Genomic DNA, 18,537 nt, shown 5'->3' on the forward strand with positions numbered 1-18,537 from the left:
GTTATCCCAGTCGTCGTGCGCCTGCATTGTCCAGACGGCAAATGTGAACAAAACCTTCGTCGTTTTGCAGATAGTTTTCTTTCAGCCATTGCGCCATACGCTGCGCGGTATCTTGGCGATCGCAGATGGCAAACAGCGTTGGACCTGAGCCCGAAATCCCACAGGCCAAAGCGCCAATGTCGTGAGCGGCCTGACGAGCCTGAGCAAACCCAGGTAAGAGGCGAGTACGGTAAGGCTCGGCAATCACATCATGCATTAACTTAGCCGCTAAAATTGGCTGGCGGGTATGGCAGGCATGAATAAACCCAGCCAGATAGCGGCCATGGCTAATGCAGTCCTGACGACGGTACTGCGCGGGTAAAATGGCCCGCGCTTCGGCGGTCGAGACTTTAATTCCCGGATAAGCCATAACCCAGAACCAATCATCAAAGCAGGGAACGGTTTGGCTAATAATACCGTTCTCTTCCAAAATCAGTTGTAGACCACCGAGGTAGCACGGGGCCACGTTGTCATAATGCACGCTCCCTGAAATGCGCCCTTCCATTTCGCCCATCAGCGCTAATAACTGGGTTTGGTCGAGTGGCTGCTGAGCAAACTCATTCAGCGCCATCAGCGCCGCAACCACCGAACAGGCGCTAGAACCGAGCCCTGAACCAATCGGCATATTCTTTTCCAGCACCATGGCGACCGATAAATCTTGTCCGATCGCTTGGCAAAAACGCTCCCAGCATTGATAGACAATGTTTTCTTTAGGATCGCTCGGAAGCTTGCTCACAAAGCTGCCTTTAGACGTTAGGCTAAAAGCATCAGCGGCTTCAACGCTCACGCAATCGCCAAGAAACTGGCCATCGACCGGCGAAACAGCGGCACCCAGTACGTCAAACCCCACGCTCACATTTCCAATTGAGGCCGGTGCATAAACCTTAACCATATTAAACTCCCAACTTCCATGACAAGGTGCGCAGTAAATCTGCAAACACACCGGCTGCGGTGACGTCGTTACCTGCACCATAGCCGCGCAGAACTAACGGAATTGGCTGGTAATAACGGCTGTAAAACGCCAACGCGTTCTCACCGTTCTTCACTTTATAAAGCGGATCGTTACCATCGGCTTCAACAATCTTGACCTGACAGCGACCGTCGACAATTTGTCCAACGTAGCGCAATACCGCGCCATTCTCACGTGCTTTAGCCACGCGTGCCGCAAACAGATCGTCTAACTGAGGTAAACGCGCCAAGAATGATGCGGTATCGCCACTGGCGTCGAAATCAGCAGGCAACACGGACTCCACGTCGATATCATCCAGTTCCATTACATGACCCGCTTCGCGAGCCAAAATCAGAAGCTTGCGCGCTACATCCATACCCGACAGATCGTCACGTGGATCGGGCTCGGTATAGCCCAATTTTTTAGCTTCCAGCGTAGCGGCAGATAACGACATCCCTTCTTCAAGCTTTCCAAAAATAAACGACAGAGAGCCCGACAAAATCCCCGAGAACTGAACCAGTTCATCACCCGCGCTCAGCAAATTCTGCAAGTTTTCGATAACCGGCAGCCCCGCGCCTACGTTGGTGTCGTAGAGGAATTTACGGCGTGACCCTGCGGCAGCCTGGCGCAGTTGATGGTAGTAGTTCATTGAACCGGTGTTGGCTTTTTTGTTTGGCGTCACGACGTGGAAACCGTTACTGAGGAAATCAGCGTACTGATCGGCAACGGCCTGACTCGACGTGCAATCCACAATCACCGGATTTAGCAGATGGTATTCGTTCACTAAACGAATCAGGCGGCCAAGATTAAACGGCTCTTTGGCATCGGCCAATTCATCCTGCCAGCGGGCAAGATCGATACCGTGCACATTGGTTAATAGCGCGCGGGAGTTTGCAATGCCGCAAACGCGTAAATCGATATGTTTGTTCTTCAGCCATGACTGTTGGCGGTGGATCTGCTCTAACAAAGCCCCACCCACGCCACCAGAGCCAATCACAAAGACTTCGATAACCTGATCGGTATTGAACAACATCTGATGGCTAACGCGCACGGCGGTAGTGGCTGAATCATTGCTGACAACAACGGAAATCGAGCGTTCGGAAGAGCCCTGCGCAATCGCAATAATATTGATATTCGCGCGCGCCAAAGCTGAGAAGAATTTTGCTGAGATACCGCGCATGGTGCGCATACCATCGCCAACCACAGAGATAATCGCTAAGTGCTCGGTCACATCCAACGCTTCCAACAGGCCGTCTTTTAGCTCCAGATAGAACTCTTCATTCAACGCCCGCTGTGCGCGATCCAGCTCGCCTTGCGGGATACAGAAACTGATGCTGTATTCCGAAGAGGATTGCGTGATCAGCACCACCGAAATACCGCTGCGTGACATAACGGCAAACACGCGCGCCGCCATGCCGACCATGCCTTTCATCCCCGGGCCTGAAACGTTAATCATCGCCATATTGTTCAGGTTAGTGATCCCTTTCACTGGCAGGCCGTCAGAACCACTTTCGCGTCCAATAAGCGTTCCCGGCGCTTGAGGGTTAGCGGTATTTTTGATGAGGCAAGGAATTTGGAACTGGGCGATGGGAGAGATGGTGCGAGGGTGAAGAACTTTGGCGCCAAAATACGAAAGCTCCATGGCTTCCTGATACGACATCGACTTAAGCAATCTGGCATCGGGCACAGTGCGTGGGTCGCAGGTATAAACGCCGTCTACGTCAGTCCAGATTTCACAACAATCTGCACGTAAGCAGGCGGCCAGTACAGCAGCAGAGTAATCAGAACCATTGCGGCCTAACACCACCAGCTCGCCTTTGTCGTTACCCGCGGTGAACCCCGCCATCAGTACCATATGATCGGCTGGAATCGGATCAGCGGCGATACGTCGAGTCGACTCCGCAATATCAACGGTTGATTCAAGATAACCGCCATGAGCCAAGAGTTTTTCAACCGGATTAATGACGGTTACGCCATAGCCACGCGCTTTGAGCAACTCGGCCATAATGGCAATCGAGAGCTTTTCACCGCGACAAATCATTGCCGCATTCACACTGTCGGGGCATTGCCCTAACAAAGAGATGCCATGAAGTACCTGTTTGATTTGAGCAAACTCAGCGTCAACCACCTGCTTCAGACGCCCCGCGTCAAAACCGGTTTGGGCCTGCTGCAAACCCGTCAGCAAATCAGTAAAGATAGCCTCAGCGTCGCTGATATTTGGCAGTATCTCTTGCCCTGCAATGGTTTTCTCAACCATCGCGACCAGATGGTTGGTGATTTTTGCCGGCGCAGACAGCACGGTCGCAACCTGCCCCTGTTGGGCATTATTTTCTAATATGTCAGCAACGCGCAGAAACCTATCTGCATTCGCCACTGAGGTACCACCAAATTTCAGCACTCGCATTTGTCACACTCTCCCGAATTAGGCTTAAAAAAAAGCCCGCACTGTTTAGGTGCGGGCTTTTTTCTTTCTCTTTTTCTGTACGCGTCAGCCCGCCCCGTTACATGTCGTATCGGTGGTGGTAATAATTGTTGTGGTGTTCAGGCTGTAGTTATGAAAACTAATACGCATCTCTGTCTGTCCAATAAATTCTTGTGTCTGCCCTATATTGGTTAAAGCAAAGGCAAAACTAAGTCAACGAAATTCTGTTTTTAACCGGCAACATTTCGATAACCTCGGCAGCATAAAAACCTATATAAAAACAGCACATCAGTAAAAGTGCGCTGAATCACACTTTTCGTACACGTTATCTAAGAGAAATTTATCCGCCTTTGCCGAGTAATCGTCGTTTTCAGCTTTTTTCTTCGATAGGCTATTTTTTCAGCATTTTTTCGATGTCATGCAGCAAGGTGTGGAGCATAGAAGTATCACGTTTAGCGAGCAATCCAAGGCGCTGATCGAGCCAGTCGGTAAGCTTTTGATCATCGGCAACATCGAGCGTTCCTAACAAGCGGTGCACACGTTGACGCAGCGCCACCAGCTGATTCTCTTCAGCCAGCGCTTCTGGCTCCACGCTGTTCTGAACTAATGACGATAGCTGATAGCAGAAGACCATTACGGCCTGCCCCAAGTTGAGCGAAGGATAATCGGCCACCATTGGCACACCGGTGAGAATATCCGCCAAGGCTAACTCTTCATTTGAAAGCCCTGACTCTTCACGCCCAAAGACCAACGCACAGCTGGATGTCCAACTCTGCTTTTCATGCAAGATATTGGTGAGCTCGGATGGCGAGCAGTAATAGTGAAATCTGGCACGGCTTCTTGCCGTAGTGGCAACCGTGAAATCCACATCAGCCAATGCGGCTTCTAGCGTGTCGAAATACTGGGCATTATCCAGAATATCAGCGGAACCGTGAGCAACCCAGCGAGCAGCGGGCTCTAGGTATGCTTGGCTATCAACAATTCTTAGTGACGAAAATCCCATGGTTTTCATCGCTCTTGCCGCAGCGCCAATATTTTCAGGTCTGGCTGGAGCAACCAGTACGATATGAATTTGCATAGAAATGCCCGATTTTTAACAATTAATAATAAACAGGTGCACACTTTATCCTGCTCGCAAGGGTTTTTCCATTAGCTATAAAGTTACATTTATTTAACAAAAGTACGGACTTTTCTATTAGATAAAAAAGGAAAAAGGCATTTTAGTCAAAAAACATTCAAAGACTAAGCTATTTGTCACTAATTCAATAAATTCATTCTTATAATCAATTAATTAAATTTTCTATAAATATAGAATAAAGTTCGGCTCGGATATGAGATTTTCCCGAGCTTAATCAGGAACAAACTCACTTAACTTCATTATCCAGCTCACAGACTTGTAAGTGTTTTTCACAAATCTGTTAACGTGCTACAATTGGATTTGATATATGTCAACAAAGCGTAGTTTTGTTGGATGGCAATTGCGGTGTGTGCTGTTATATTGCTGTTAATAGGGTTAGGATGTGCGCCGCTTTTGGCACCACCGGGGCTGTAGGGAGTAACATCCCCTGACCAACCTAGCGATGTTGTTGACGTTGATGGAAAGTGCATCAAGAACGAGTTTACGTACCTTAGTCTATTGAATCTCTATGTTGTTACATCATCGAAACAGCCACACTCTCGATTTGATGTTTTAGGAATCAAGACTACTGTACTTCCCTATTTCTATTTTGTTGGCAATTTTAGGTAGCAAACACATGCAGACCCCGCACATTCTTATCGTCGAGGACGAACTCGTCACTCGAAACACACTTAAAAGTATTTTTGAGGCGGAAGGTTATATCGTTCATGAAGCCAATGATGGCGCAGAAATGCACCAGATCCTGTCTGAATTCGACATCAATCTGGTTATCATGGATATCAACCTGCCTGGTAAAAATGGCCTGTTGTTGGCTCGCGAGCTGCGTGAACAAGCAAATGTAGCGCTGATGTTCCTGACCGGCCGCGACAATGAAGTGGATAAAATCCTTGGGCTGGAAATCGGCGCCGATGATTACATCACCAAGCCATTCAACCCACGTGAGCTGACCATTCGTGCTCGCAACCTGCTGTCCCGCACCATGAACCTCGGTGGCGGCACAGAAGAGCGTAAATTGGTTGAGAGCTATCGCTTCAACGGTTGGGAGCTGGACATCAATAGCCGCTCACTGGTGAGCCCTAACGGCGAACAGTACAAGCTACCACGCAGCGAATTCCGCGCCATGCTGCACTTCTGCGAAAACCCGGGCAAAATTCAGTCCCGTGCAGAACTGCTGAAGAAAATGACTGGCCGTGAGCTGAAACCACATGACCGCACCGTTGACGTGACAATCCGTCGTATCCGTAAGCACTTTGAGTCTACGCCAGATACCCCGGAAATCATCGCGACCATCCACGGTGAAGGCTATCGTTTCTGTGGCGATCTGGAAGAGTAATCTTCCCTTCGCATGCATATAGACAAAAAGGCCGGATTATCCGGCCTTTTGCTTATCTGTCGTTTAACGATTTTATTTATTTGCAAATGACAGGCACAAAAAAGCGGGGCTAGCCCCGCTTTCTCATACAGTGTGAAGTACGACTGATATCCAACGCATTACGCGTTTTGACGCCACCATTCTGCCAGTAAAATACCGGTGGCAACGGAAACGTTTAGGCTTTCCACCTGACCCGTACCGCCGATAGAAAGGCTTAAATCACCTTGCTGCATCACGGTTTCAGACAGACCATCGCGCTCCTGCCCCAATACCAACACCATTTTCTTCGGCAATGAAGCCTTGGTCAGCGGCGTCGTACCTTTATGGCTGGACGTTGTCACGATGGTGTAACCTGCGCGGCGGAACTCATCCAGCGCACCGTCAAAACCATCCGCATCAATCGCCTGAATGTGCTCAGCGCCGCCTTCAGCGGTACGCACTGCGGCACCGGACTCCAGCATAGAAGCATCCTGCACCATCAAACCTTTCACGCCAAAGTGCGCACAGGTACGCATGATGCCGCCGAGGTTATGCGGGTTACCTACATCTTCCAGCGCCAAAACACAGTCGGTGTCGGCGGCTGTTTTCAAATAAGTGCGGGCATCGAGGCCATTACGCTTTTTGATCAGGAAACAAACGCCACCGTGATGTTCGGTGCCTGAGGCTTTCGTCAGCTCTTCATCATCAACTACATGATAGGCTTTACGGTTTGCCGCCATCCAACGCAGCGCTTCACGGAAGCGTGGCGTTACAGACTGAACAAACCATGCACGGACAATGGCATCAGGACGGCTGGCAAACAGCGCCTGACAGGCATTCTCACCGTAAACACGGGTTTCTTCAGCACGCTGACGACGCAGCTGCTCAGGATCGATAAAGCTCTTACCAGCGATACCGCCATGATCTGGCTTATCTTCTTCGTTTGGAGCACGAGATACCGTTTTCCAAGGCGAACGATCATAAGGGCCTTCATTACGCCCTTCGCTACGACCTTCACTGCGGCTCGCACCAGCAGGACGGCGAGAGCGATCGTTTTCCTGGCTACGGCCTTGGCCACCACGGCGATCGTTGCGACGGTCTCCATCCTGAGCACTACGGCCCTGACGACCACCTCGTTCGCCTTGACGCCCTTTACCTTCCGGACGTGATTTTTGGTCACGGTCTTTGTTGTCGTCCTCGCTGCGGACGTACATCACTTTGACCTTGCCATTTTTGCCATTAAAAGAATCGTTCATTGCTATCTCCACCAACGCGCAGGGCGCGAAGATTACCTGATGTGTGACCACTAAGCTATACCCAAAATAATTCGAGTTGCAGGAAGGCGGCAAGAGAAAGTGTCCCGATGAACTTACACAGATAAGTGACTCGGGTCATTAAGCGCAGCCACCGCACATGCAGCTTGAAATATGACGGGTATATAAACTTCAACAAAAGCTGATATCTATTATAACCATTGAAGAAACCTGATTGTGATTAATATCCCCATACACGATAATGCTTAACATAATTTAAACATTAACGTTGCTTTTACCGTGAAAAAGCGCGGATTCTTTATCCCAATACCGAGGTTGCCCATGAATACCGTTTGTCCATCCTGCCAAACTACCAATCGTTTACCGGAAGAGCGCATCGAGGATCAGGCTAAATGCGGTCGCTGCGGTCATGAGTTGTTCGACGGCGAGGTCATTAATGCGACTTCAGCCACGCTGGATAAAATCCTGCAAGACGAACAACCGGTGTTAATTGATTTTTGGGCACCATGGTGCGGCCCATGCCAAAGTTTTGCGCCTATCTTTGAAGACGTTGCAGAAGAACGCACAGGGCAGATCCGCTGCGTGAAGGTTAATACCGAGGCAGAGCCGGAACTTAGCGCACGTTTCCGCATTCGCAGCATTCCAACCATTATGCTTTACCAAAATGGTCAGCTAGTAGACATGTTAAGCGGCGCAATGCCAAAAGCACCTTTCGATAGTTGGCTGAATGAACAGCTTGCTGCTAAGGCATAATCCCGATTCTAAGCCCAGCGCGACGCTGGGCTTTTCTTTTTTCCCTTTCGCCGCTGTACCCTATCCGTCTGCTTGTTTAAAATAGCGCTTTTGCCTCATCAGAGAAGTCGATGTCCCCTAATGCCGTATTGCGCCTGCGTGAGCTACGCCTTGCTAAAGCGACCAAACCCTTCCTCACTCGCGGAGGACGCGTAACGCGCTGCCAGCGTTGCTTACTCCCTGAAACTCGCTGCCTGTGCGACACCATTTATACCCAATCGGCTAAAAGTCGCTTTTGTCTGATGATGTATGATACCGAGCCGATGAAGCCTAGCAACACGGGGCGTTTGATTGCCGATATATTGCCTGAAACAGCGGCTTTTCAATGGGCCAGAACCGAAGTTGATCCAGAACTACTGGCGTTATTAAACGATCCTAACTATCAGCCTTATGTAATCTTCCCTGGATCTTATGCGCCTGAACGTGCTGTATCAGACTTACCGCAAGACAGCTTAGCTAAGCCGCCGTTATTCATCATGCTCGACGGCACCTGGCGTGAAGCGACAAAGATGTTCCGCAAGAGCCCTTATCTCGACAAGTTTCCCGTGTTTTCTTTAGAAACTAAGCTTGAGAGTGACTATACACTGCGAGAATCAGCCCGTGACGAGCAGCACTGCACCGCTGAAGTTGCTGCTGCGCTATTAGATATCGCAGGCGATCACGAAGCCGCTCAAGGGCTACAACAGCACTTTAGCTATTTTCGCCGTCAATATTTGCTAGGCAAGCCTCATCACCGTGAAGAGGTCGCTGCAGAAAATATCTAGAGGCATTAGACTCAGGCTATCTACTTCGGCAAGGAGTTTTAGCTATGAGTCAGCGCAGTCTGGAATCGTTGTTACGTCCGAAGTCTATTGCCGTGATCGGTGCATCAAATAAAGTAGGGCGTAACGGCCACTTAATGATGCAGAACCTGCTTAAAGGAGGATTTTCGGGGCCCATTATGCCCGTGACGCCTCGTTATCAGGCCGTGTGCGGCGTACTGGCCTACGCTGACATCGAATCCCTACCCTTCGCCCCAGACCTGGCAATCCTGTGCGTCAACGCGCAGCGCAACCTAGAAATAATCGCCGCATTAGGTGATAAAGGCTGCCGAGCGGCCATTGTGCTCTCATCGCCAAGCGCCCAATCTGCCGAGTTAAAAGCCTGTGCCCAACGGCATAACGTGCGTTTATTAGGGCCAAACAGCTTGGGCCTTTTAGCCCCATGGCAAAAAATAAACGCCAGCTTTTCACCGGTGCCGATTCTTCCCGGCAAACTGGCCTTTATTTCTCAATCAGCAGCAGTTTCAAATACGATTTTAGATTGGGCTCAACAACGAGAAATAGGCTTTTCTCTCTTTATCGCCTTAGGTGACAGCCTTGATATTGACGTAGATGATCTTTTAGATTTTCTCGCTCGAGACAGCAAGACCAGCGCAATCCTGATCTACCTAGAACATCTGCATGATGCGCGACGCTTTCTGTCAGCCGCACGCAGCGCATCAAGAAACAAACCCATACTGGTCATCAAGAGTGGCCGCAGTCCACAGGCCCAGCAGCTGCTCAACAGCGTACAAGGGCTAGATGTAGCCTATGATGCCGCAATCCAACGCGCAGGCCTGCTACGCGTGCAAGATACGCATGAGCTTTTCTCTGCGGTAGAAACGCTCAGCCATATGCATCCATTGCGAGGAGAGAAAATCCTGATCATCAGCAATGGTGCGGCACCTGCTGCCATGTCGGTGGATGAGCTGCTGCGGCGTAATGGAAAGCTCGCCACACTGGATGAAGACACCCTCACCGCGTTACGCAGTAAGATGCCGGATGATGTGTACCTACAGAACCCTATCGATCTGCGCGATGACGCGACGCCAGCCCGCTATCAATCCGCCATCAACATTTTACTTGATAGCCACAGTTATGATGCGATGCTGATTATCCATGCACCGAGCGCAGCGGCACCAGCGACCACAACGGCCGAAATGGTTATTCAAACGCTAAAACAGCATCCGCGGGGCAAACGTATTTCAGTGCTCACTAACTGGAGCGGCGAATATTCATCGCAAGAAGCGCGCAGGTTATTTAGCGAAGCGGGTATTCCGACTTATAGAACGCCTGAAGGTGCGATTACTGCCTTCATGCATATGGTTGAATATCGACGTAACCAGCGCCAACTGATGGAAACACCGGCGTTACCAGCTGACCTCATCGCGAATACCACTCAGGCTCATGACCTTATTCAGCAAGCGCTTAAAGAAGAGATCTACCACCTTGATACGCACGAAGTCAGATCGATTTTATCCAGCTATGGCTTACAAACATTGCCAACATGGATTGCCAACGACAGCACCGAGGCCGTGCATATCGCAGAGCAGGTTGGCTATCCGGTTGCATTAAAACTGCGTTCACCTGATATCCCGCATAAATCGGATGTACAGGGGGTGATGCTCTATCTGCGTAATGCAAACGAGGTTGAACAAGCGGCGAATGCTATCATTGATCGGGTGAAGCACTCATTTCCACAGGCGCGCATTCACGGCCTGTTAGTTCAAAGCATGGCCAACCGAGCAGGTGCTCAAGAGTTACGAGTGTTAGTCGAACAAGACCCCGTATTTGGGCCATTAATTATGCTTGGTGAAGGCGGAGGGGCTTGGAACCCAGACCACGATGCTGCCGTTGCCTTGCCTCCGCTGAATATGACCTTAGCGCGATATCTGATTATGCAGGCAATCAAAGGCGGTAAAATTCGTAGCCGAAGTCCTTTGCAGCCACTTAATATTGACGGGCTTAGCCAGTTGCTGGTGCAGGTTTCCGATCTCATTGTCGACTGCCCAGAGATAAGTCGGCTAGATATCCACCCGGTTCTGGCCTCTGCTGAAGATTTCACGCTGTTGGACGTGTCACTCCAGCTCACCCCGTTCTCCGGTTTAGCCGAAAATAGGCTCGCCATACGCCCATACCCTCAGCACCTTGAAGAACAAGTGACATTGCGAAACGGAGTGGCTTGCTTGCTGCGCCCTATCCTCCCTGAAGATGAACCCTTACTACAGCAGTTCATTCAGAAAGTGACCAAAGAGGATTTGTACTATCGTTACTTCAGCGAGATCAATGAATTTACGCATGAAGACCTCGCGAAAATGACTCAAATTGATTACGACCGCGAAATGGCTTTCGTGGCCGTTATCCAAGAACAAGGTAAAGATTCAATTGTAGGGGTAACGCGTGCGCTATCCGATCCAGACAATCTCGAAGCCGAATTTGCCGTATTGGTTCGCTCAGACAGTAACGGTTTAGGGCTTGGAAAGACGCTGTTGGGTAAGTTGATCGCTTATTCAACTCAGCATGGGCTTGAAAGGCTGGTTGGCATTACGATGCCAAACAATCAGGGAATGATTGGACTCGCTAAAAAACTGGGGTTTAAGGTCGATATTCAAATTGAAGACGGCATCGTCAATTTATGCTTGCCGTTGAACAATTCATTGCCGGTTTAAACGCAATTTTGCTGAGAGGATGGCGACAAATCGAGGCAAAACATACGCAATAGATGGAAAGTAGTGTTATTATCGCCCGATTCCATAGGCTAATATAACTGTATGTAGCGTTTTGCTACACAATGATGAGAGAAGAAGCGCACTGTGATGTTGTCTAAATTTAAACGAACGAAACATCAACAACACCTTGCACAACTGCCAAAACTTCCCCAGACAGTTGAGGATGTTCAGACGCTGTTTACGCCAGAGGCTTTTCGCCTGGCGTTAATTGACGCGATTTCTAACGCCTCTCGCCGTATCTACATCACGGCGCTGTATCTGGAAAACGATGACGGCGGACGCGATGTCCTCAATGCCTTGTATAGCGCAAAGCAGCAGCATCCAGATTTAGAAATCTACGTTCTCGTCGATTGGCATCGTGCACAACGTGGACGTATTGGCGCCGCGGCGACAAATACAAACGCCGATTGGTACTGCGCTATGGCCGATCAGCATCCTGGTGTATCCGTTCCCGTCTACGGCGTTCCGGTTAATACCCGTGAAGCGCTGGGCGTTTTGCATCTTAAAGGCTTTATTGTTGATGACCGAGTGATTTACAGCGGCGCAAGTCTGAACGATGTATACTTACATCGCCACGATAAGTATCGTTATGACCGCTATCACTTCATCCAGAACAGCCGCTTAGCTGATACCATGTCAGCTTATATTCAAAATAAGCTCCTGACCGATCCCGCGGTTCAACGACTCGATCGTGACGATCGTCCTAAAAGTCCTGAAATCCGTAATGAAACACGCCAGTTCCGCCACGGTTTACGCAGCTGTGGTTATGATGTTGCGGCAATCGCTGGCAACGATGAATTGGCAGTGACGCCATTAGCAGGGCTAGGCAAACATAGCGTTCTGAATAAAACGATTCATCACCTAATGTGCAGCACTGAAGAAAAAGTCACGCTGTGTACACCTTATTTCAACATGCCGGCATTGTTGGTGCGTAATATTATTTATTTATTACGCCAAGGGAAACAGGTTGAAATTATTGTCGGTGATAAAAAGGCAAATGACTTCTATATTCCTGAAGATGAACCGTTCAAGATTATTGGTGCATTGCCTTATCTTTATGAAATAAATCTTCGTCGTTTCATGAGCCGCTTACAACGTTTCGTCGACAATGGTCAACTGACCGTTCGTCTATGGAAAGATGAAGACAACACTTATCATTTAAAAGGCATGTGGATTGATGATCAATGGCAGTTGATTACAGGGAATAACCTGAATCCGCGCGCTTGGCGTCTCGATCTTGAGAACGCAATACTTATCCACGATCCTAAGCATCAGCTGCATGAGCAACGTCAGAAAGAGTTGGAATGCATCCGTACTAATACCCACGTTGTTCGTAGCTATCTTGAGCTTGAAACTATTCAGCAGTATCCACTGAAAGTCCGCAAGTTGATAAGAAGACTACGCAGAATTCGCATTGATAGACTAATAAGCCGAATTCTTTAATAAGACAAGAGCCTCCTTCAGGGAGGTTTTTTTATATCTAAAATAACCTAACTTATTCTGTGATAAATACCATCAGCCTAATCATTAATACGGCCTTCAATAAATTATACGCTATTGAAGGCTCTAACTTTTCATTGTTAGTATATAAGCAACTTAGTCTCTAATTGGTCTAGGAGATAACGCGGAAATAATGATAATAGATAGATGCTGCATCGCAGAAATACATTTCATATATTCGAATTCAAATTCCCCATAGCAAAAAACCCCAGTCTTTCGACTGAGGTTCTTTACTTTATTTAAAGCCTGGCAGTTCCCTACTCTCGCATGGGGAGACCCCACACTACCATCGGCGCTACGGCGTTTCACTTCTGAGTTCGGCATGGGGTCAGGTGGGACCACCGCGCTATCGCCGCCAGGCATATTCTGTTATTTGCACCGCTTTCTGTATTTCTACAGCTAGCCATACAAACCAATCTGTTCAACAAGCCTACTCTTTGTGTTTTCGCGTCTCTGCGTCTTAAAACACCTTCGGTGTTGTAAGGTTAAGCCTCACGGATCATTAGTACTGGTTAGCTCAACGTATCGCTACGCTTACACACCCAGCCTATCAACGTCTTAGTCTTAAACGTTCCTTTAGGAGACTCAAGGTCTCAGGGAAGACTCATCTCGAGGCAAGTTTCGCGCTTAGATGCTTTCAGCGCTTATCTTTTCCGCATTTAGCTACCGGGCAATGCCATTGGCATGACAACCCGAACACCAGTGATGCGTCCACTCCGGTCCTCTCGTACTAGGAGCAGCCCCTCTCAATCTTCCAACGCCCACGGCAGATAGGGACCGAACTGTCTCACGACGTTCTAAACCCAGCTCGCGTACCACTTTAAATGGCGAACAGCCATACCCTTGGGACCTACTTCAGCCCCAGGATGTGATGAGCCGACATCGAGGTGCCAAACACCGCCGTCGATATGAACTCTTGGGCGGTATCAGCCTGTTATCCCCGGAGTACCTTTTATCCGTTGAGCGATGGCCCTTCCATTCAGAACCACCGGATCACTATGACCTACTTTCGTACCTGCTCGAGCCGTCACTCTCGCAGTCAAGCTAGCTTATGCCATTGCACTAACCTCACGATGTCCGACCGTGATTAGCTAACCTTCGTGCTCCTCCGTTACTCTTTAGGAGGAGACCGCCCCAGTCAAACTACCCACCAGACACTGTCCTCAATCCCGATTAGGGACCGGAGTTAGAACATCAAACATTAAAGGGTGGTATTTCAAGGTTGGCTCCACGCAGACTGGCGTCCACGCTTCAAAGCCTCCCACCTATCCTACACATCAAGGCTCAATGTTCAGTGTCAAGCTATAGTAAAGGTTCACGGGGTCTTTCCGTCTTGCCGCGGGTACACTGCATCTTCACAGCGAGTTCAATTTCACTGAGTCTCGGGTGGAGACAGCCTGGCCATCATTACGCCATTCGTGCAGGTCGGAACTTACCCGACAAGGAATTTCGCTACCTTAGGACCGTTATAGTTACGGCCGCCGTTTACTGGGGCTTCGATCAAGAGCTTCGCCTTGCGGCTGACCCCATCAATTAACCTTCCAGCACCGGGCAGGCGTCACACCGTATACGTCCACTTTCGTGTTTGCACAGTGCTGTGTTTTTATTAAACAGTTGCAGCCAGCTGGTATCTTCGACTGGCTTCAGCTCCATCCGCAAGGGACTTCACCTACGCGCCAGCGTGCCTTCTCCCGAAGTTACGGCACCATTTTGCCTAGTTCCTTCACCCGAGTTCTCTCAAGCGCCTTGGTATTCTCTACCTGACCACCTGTGTCGGTTTGGGGTACGATTCAATGTTACCTAGAGCTTAGAGGCTTTTCCTGGAAGCTTGGCATCAACTACTTCATCACCGTAGTGACTCGTCATCACGCCTCAGGGTTAATAAAAGCGCGGATTTACCAACGCTTTCCCCCTACACGCTTAAACCGGGACAACCGTCGCCCGGATAGCCTAGCCTTCTCCGTCCCCCCTTCGCAGTAACACCGAGTACAGGAATATTAACCTGTTTCCCATCGACTACGCCTTTCGGCCTCGCCTTAGGGGTCGACTCACCCTGCCCCGATTAACGTTGGACAGGAACCCTTGGTCTTCCGGCGAGCGGGTTTTTCACCCGCTTTATCGTTACTTATGTCAGCATTCGCACTTCTGATACCTCCAGCAACCCTCACAGGCCACCTTCAACGGCTTACAGAACGCTCCCCTACCCAACAACACCTAAGTGTCGCTGCCGCAGCTTCGGTGCATAGTTTAGCCCCGTTACATCTTCCGCGCAGGCCGACTCGACCAGTGAGCTATTACGCTTTCTTTAAATGATGGCTGCTTCTAAGCCAACATCCTGGCTGTCTATGCCTTCCCACATCGTTTCCCACTTAACTATGACTTTGGGACCTTAGCTGGCGGTCTGGGTTGTTTCCCTCTTCACGACGGACGTTAGCACCCGCCGTGTGTCTCCCGTGATAACATTCTTCGGTATTCGTAGTTTGCATCGAGTTGGTAAGTCGGGATGACCCCCTAGTCGAAACAGTGCTCTACCCCCGAAGATGAGTTCACGAGGCGCTACCTAAATAGCTTTCGGGGAGAACCAGCTATCTCCCGGTTTGATTGGCCTTTCACCCCCAGCCACAAGTCATCCGCTAATTTTTCAACATTAGTCGGTTCGGTCCTCCAGTTAGTGTTACCCAACCTTCAACCTGCCCATGGCTAGATCACCGGGTTTCGGGTCTATACCTTGCAACTTGACGCCCAGTTAAGACTCGGTTTCCCTACGGCTCCCCTATTCGGTTAACCTTGCTACAAAATATAAGTCGCTGACCCATTATACAAAAGGTACGCAGTCACCCCATAAAAGAGGCTCCCACTGCTTGTACGTACACGGTTTCAGGTTCTATTTCACTCCCCTCGCCGGGGTTCTTTTCGCCTTTCCCTCACGGTACTGGTTCACTATCGGTCAGTCAGGAGTATTTAGCCTTGGAGGATGGTCCCCCCATATTCAGACAGGATGTCACGTGTCCCGCCCTACTCATCGAACTCACAACGTATGCATTTTCAAGTACGGGGCTATCACCCTGTATCGCCGGACTTTCCAGACCGTTCCTCTGACACATACGCTGATTAAGGTTCTGGGCTGCTCCCCGTTCGCTCGCCGCTACTAGGGGAATCTCGGTTGATTTCTTTTCCTCAGGGTACTTAGATGTTTCAGTTCCCCTGGTTCGCTTCGTTAAGCTATGTATTCACTTAACGATAGTGCAACGAATTGCACTGGGTTTCCCCATTCGGAAATCGTCGGCTATAACGCTTCATATCAGCTTGCCGACGCTTATCGCAGATTAGCACGTCCTTCATCGCCTCTGACTGCCTAGGCATCCACCGTGTACGCTTAGTCACTTAACCTCACAACCCGAAGGTGTCTCTTTAGTGAACGCGGTTACGAACCGGTTCAAGACAGCATTCAAGATTGCAAAAAATTGAGAGACTGCTTAATGCAAACTGTGTCAGTGTGTCTCACAGTTGCTTAAGCTTTCAAATTTCAGCTTGTTCCAGATTGTTAAAGAGCAAAATACTTCGCAGCATACTGTTTCCAATACACTCTGAAGTATGTTTTTGAGACTGAATACTATTATTTATTGCAAACAAAAGTAATGGTGGAGCTATGCGGGATCGAACCGCAGACCTCCTGCGTGCAAGGCAGGCGCTCTCCCAGCTGAGCTATAACCCCATACAGTCAACAGTTTACCTTTATACATTACCACTCATAGAAGAGTTTAATTCTTTCTCAGACAAGGCGGAGTCATGCGAAGTTTGCTATTGCAAACGATGCGTGACGACAACGCAGTATGAGTAAGAATTTGGTAGGCCTGAGTGGACTTGAACCACCGACCTCACCCTTATCAGGGGTGCGCTCTAACCACCTGAGCTACAAGCCTATATAAAGGTATACTGCTCGTTATTCTTCATCAGACAATCTGTGTGGACACTGCACTTAACGCTATCTTTAGGTAAGGAGGTGATCCAACCGCAGGTTCCCCTACGGTTACCTTGTTACGACTTCACCCCAGTCATGAATCACAAAGTGGTAAGCGCCCTCCCGAAGGTTAAGCTACCTACTTCTTTTGCAACCCACTCCCATGGTGTGACGGGCGGTGTGTACAAGGCCCGGGAACGTATTCACCGTAGCATTCTGATCTACGATTACTAGCGATTCCGACTTCATGGAGTCGAGTTGCAGACTCCAATCCGGACTACGACATACTTTATGAGGTCCGCTTGCTCTCGCGAGTTCGCTTCTCTTTGTATATGCCATTGTAGCACGTGTGTAGCCCTACTCGTAAGGGCCATGATGACTTGACGTCATCCCCACCTTCCTCCGGTTTATCACCGGCAGTCTCCTTTGAGTTCCCACCATTACGTGCTGGCAACAAAGGATAAGGGTTGCGCTCGTTGCGGGACTTAACCCAACATTTCACAACACGAGCTGACGACAGCCATGCAGCACCTGTCTCAGAGTTCCCGAAGGCACTAAAGCATCTCTGCTAAATTCTCTGGATGTCAAGAGTAGGTAAGGTTCTTCGCGTTGCATCGAATTAAACCACATGCTCCACCGCTTGTGCGGGCCCCCGTCAATTCATTTGAGTTTTAACCTTGCGGCCGTACTCCCCAGGCGGTCGACTTAACGCGTTAGCTCCGGAAGCCACGCCTCAAGGGCACAACCTCCAAGTCGACATCGTTTACAGCGTGGACTACCAGGGTATCTAATCCTGTTTGCTCCCCACGCTTTCGCACCTGAGCGTCAGTCTTTGTCCAGGGGGCCGCCTTCGCCACCGGTATTCCTCCAGATCTCTACGCATTTCACCGCTACACCTGGAATTCTACCCCCCTCTACAAGACTCTAGCTGACCAGTTTCAAATGCAGTTCCCAAGTTAAGCTCGGGGATTTCACATCTGACTTAATCAACCGCCTGCGTGCGCTTTACGCCCAGTAATTCCGATTAACGCTTGCACCCTCCGTATTACCGCGGCTGCTGGCACGGAGTTAGCCGGTGCTTCTTCTGCGAGTAACGTCAATCACTGTGGTTATTAACCACAATGCCTTCCTCCTCGCTGAAAGTACTTTACAACCCGAAGGCCTTCTTCATACACGCGGCATGGCTGCATCAGGCTTGCGCCCATTGTGCAATATTCCCCACTGCTGCCTCCCGTAGGAGTCTGGACCGTGTCTCAGTTCCAGTGTGGCTGGTCATCCTCTCAGACCAGCTAGAGATCGTCGCCTAGGTGAGCCATTACCCCACCTACTAGCTAATCCCATCTGGGCACATCTGATGGCGTGAGGCCCGAAGGTCCCCCACTTTGGTCCGAAGACATCATGCGGTATTAGCTACCGTTTCCAGTAGTTATCCCCCTCCATCAGGCAGTTTCCCAGACATTACTCACCCGTCCGCCGCTCGTCACCCAGAGAGCAAGCTCTCTTGTGCTACCGCTCGACTTGCATGTGTTAGGCCTGCCGCCAGCGTTCAATCTGAGCCATGATCAAACTCTTCAATTAAAAG

Annotated in this window: 10 protein-coding genes, 2 tRNA genes, 3 rRNA genes, 1 pseudogene and 1 other annotated feature; of the genes and pseudogenes, 5 read left to right on the forward strand and 11 right to left on the reverse strand. The window is 49.7% G+C overall.

Annotated elements, in window-relative coordinates:
* Position 1 precedes the first annotated feature (1 nt).
* The 5 genes and pseudogenes from thrB to CPY98_RS21050 form a co-directional block, all read right to left on the reverse strand.
* Positions 2-931 (reverse strand): homoserine kinase, encoded by a 930-nt coding sequence (thrB, locus tag CPY98_RS17070; protein WP_096388486.1) that lies wholly within the window; start codon positions 929-931, stop codon positions 2-4.
* 1 nt (position 932) lies between these two features.
* Positions 933-3,392, reverse strand: coding sequence for a bifunctional aspartate kinase/homoserine dehydrogenase I (gene thrA, locus CPY98_RS17075; protein WP_043495459.1), 2,460 nt, complete (start codon positions 3,390-3,392; stop codon positions 933-935).
* 25 nt (positions 3,393-3,417) lie between these two features.
* Positions 3,418-3,541 (reverse strand) — a sequence feature (Thr leader region).
* The gene (thrL, locus tag CPY98_RS21150) at positions 3,477-3,560 is read right to left on the reverse strand and encodes a thr operon leader peptide (protein WP_071603088.1); all 84 of its coding nucleotides are present in this window, start codon (positions 3,558-3,560) and stop codon (positions 3,477-3,479) included. (Overlaps the previous feature by 65 nt.)
* A 241-nt stretch (positions 3,561-3,801) precedes the next feature.
* The gene (locus CPY98_RS17085) at positions 3,802-4,488 is read right to left on the reverse strand and encodes a tRNA/rRNA methyltransferase (protein ID WP_096388487.1); all 687 of its coding nucleotides are present in this window, start codon (positions 4,486-4,488) and stop codon (positions 3,802-3,804) included.
* Positions 4,489-4,903: 415 nt separating this feature from the next.
* Positions 4,904-5,043 (reverse strand): annotated as a pseudogene (locus CPY98_RS21050) (hypothetical protein); the annotation flags it as partial.
* 121 nt (positions 5,044-5,164) lie between these two features.
* Between CPY98_RS21050 and arcA the strand changes: the two are divergent.
* Positions 5,165-5,881: a two-component system response regulator ArcA gene (gene arcA / locus CPY98_RS17095; RefSeq protein WP_004089205.1), complete on the forward strand. Its 717-nt coding sequence runs from the start codon at positions 5,165-5,167 to the stop codon at positions 5,879-5,881.
* Positions 5,882-6,039: 158 nt separating this feature from the next.
* Here the strand turns inward: arcA and CPY98_RS17100 are convergent, their stop codons facing one another.
* Positions 6,040-7,155, reverse strand: coding sequence for a tRNA/rRNA methyltransferase (locus CPY98_RS17100; RefSeq protein WP_043495461.1), 1,116 nt, complete (start codon positions 7,153-7,155; stop codon positions 6,040-6,042).
* Positions 7,156-7,494: 339 nt separating this feature from the next.
* Between CPY98_RS17100 and trxC the strand changes: the two genes are divergently transcribed.
* The 4 genes from trxC (at position 7,495) to pssA (ending at position 12,937) form a co-directional block, all read left to right on the forward strand.
* On the forward strand, positions 7,495-7,926 hold the full coding sequence (trxC, locus tag CPY98_RS17105) for a thioredoxin TrxC (RefSeq protein WP_046448698.1): 432 nt from the start codon (positions 7,495-7,497) through the stop codon (positions 7,924-7,926).
* Positions 7,927-8,036: 110 nt separating this feature from the next.
* On the forward strand, positions 8,037-8,729 hold the full coding sequence (locus CPY98_RS17110) for a tRNA-uridine aminocarboxypropyltransferase (protein ID WP_096388488.1): 693 nt from the start codon (positions 8,037-8,039) through the stop codon (positions 8,727-8,729).
* 44 nt (positions 8,730-8,773) lie between these two features.
* Positions 8,774-11,434: a bifunctional acetate--CoA ligase family protein/GNAT family N-acetyltransferase gene (locus tag CPY98_RS17115; protein ID WP_096388489.1), complete on the forward strand. Its 2,661-nt coding sequence runs from the start codon at positions 8,774-8,776 to the stop codon at positions 11,432-11,434.
* A gap of 147 nt (positions 11,435-11,581) precedes the next feature.
* Complete coding sequence (pssA, locus tag CPY98_RS17120) at positions 11,582-12,937, forward strand: CDP-diacylglycerol--serine O-phosphatidyltransferase (RefSeq protein WP_025801388.1); 1,356 nt, start codon at positions 11,582-11,584, stop codon at positions 12,935-12,937.
* A 301-nt stretch (positions 12,938-13,238) separates the two neighbouring features.
* Here pssA and rrf read toward each other — a convergent pair.
* From rrf to CPY98_RS17145, 5 genes are all read right to left on the reverse strand, one after another.
* Positions 13,239-13,354: ribosomal RNA gene (rrf, locus tag CPY98_RS17125) — 5S ribosomal RNA — on the reverse strand.
* 121 nt (positions 13,355-13,475) lie between these two features.
* Positions 13,476-16,384, reverse strand: a 23S ribosomal RNA gene (locus tag CPY98_RS17130).
* Positions 16,385-16,633: 249 nt separating this feature from the next.
* Positions 16,634-16,709, reverse strand: a tRNA-Ala gene (locus tag CPY98_RS17135).
* A 131-nt stretch (positions 16,710-16,840) separates the two neighbouring features.
* Positions 16,841-16,917, reverse strand: a tRNA-Ile gene (locus CPY98_RS17140).
* A 73-nt stretch (positions 16,918-16,990) separates the two neighbouring features.
* Positions 16,991-18,533 (reverse strand): 16S ribosomal RNA (locus CPY98_RS17145).
* The 16S, 23S and 5S rRNA genes sit together here with 2 tRNA genes alongside, the layout of an rRNA operon.
* Positions 18,534-18,537: the final 4 nt, after the last annotated feature.

The sequence above is a fragment of the Hafnia sp. CBA7124 genome (assembly GCF_002355555.1).
Lineage (GTDB): Bacteria > Pseudomonadota > Gammaproteobacteria > Enterobacterales > Enterobacteriaceae > Hafnia > Hafnia alvei.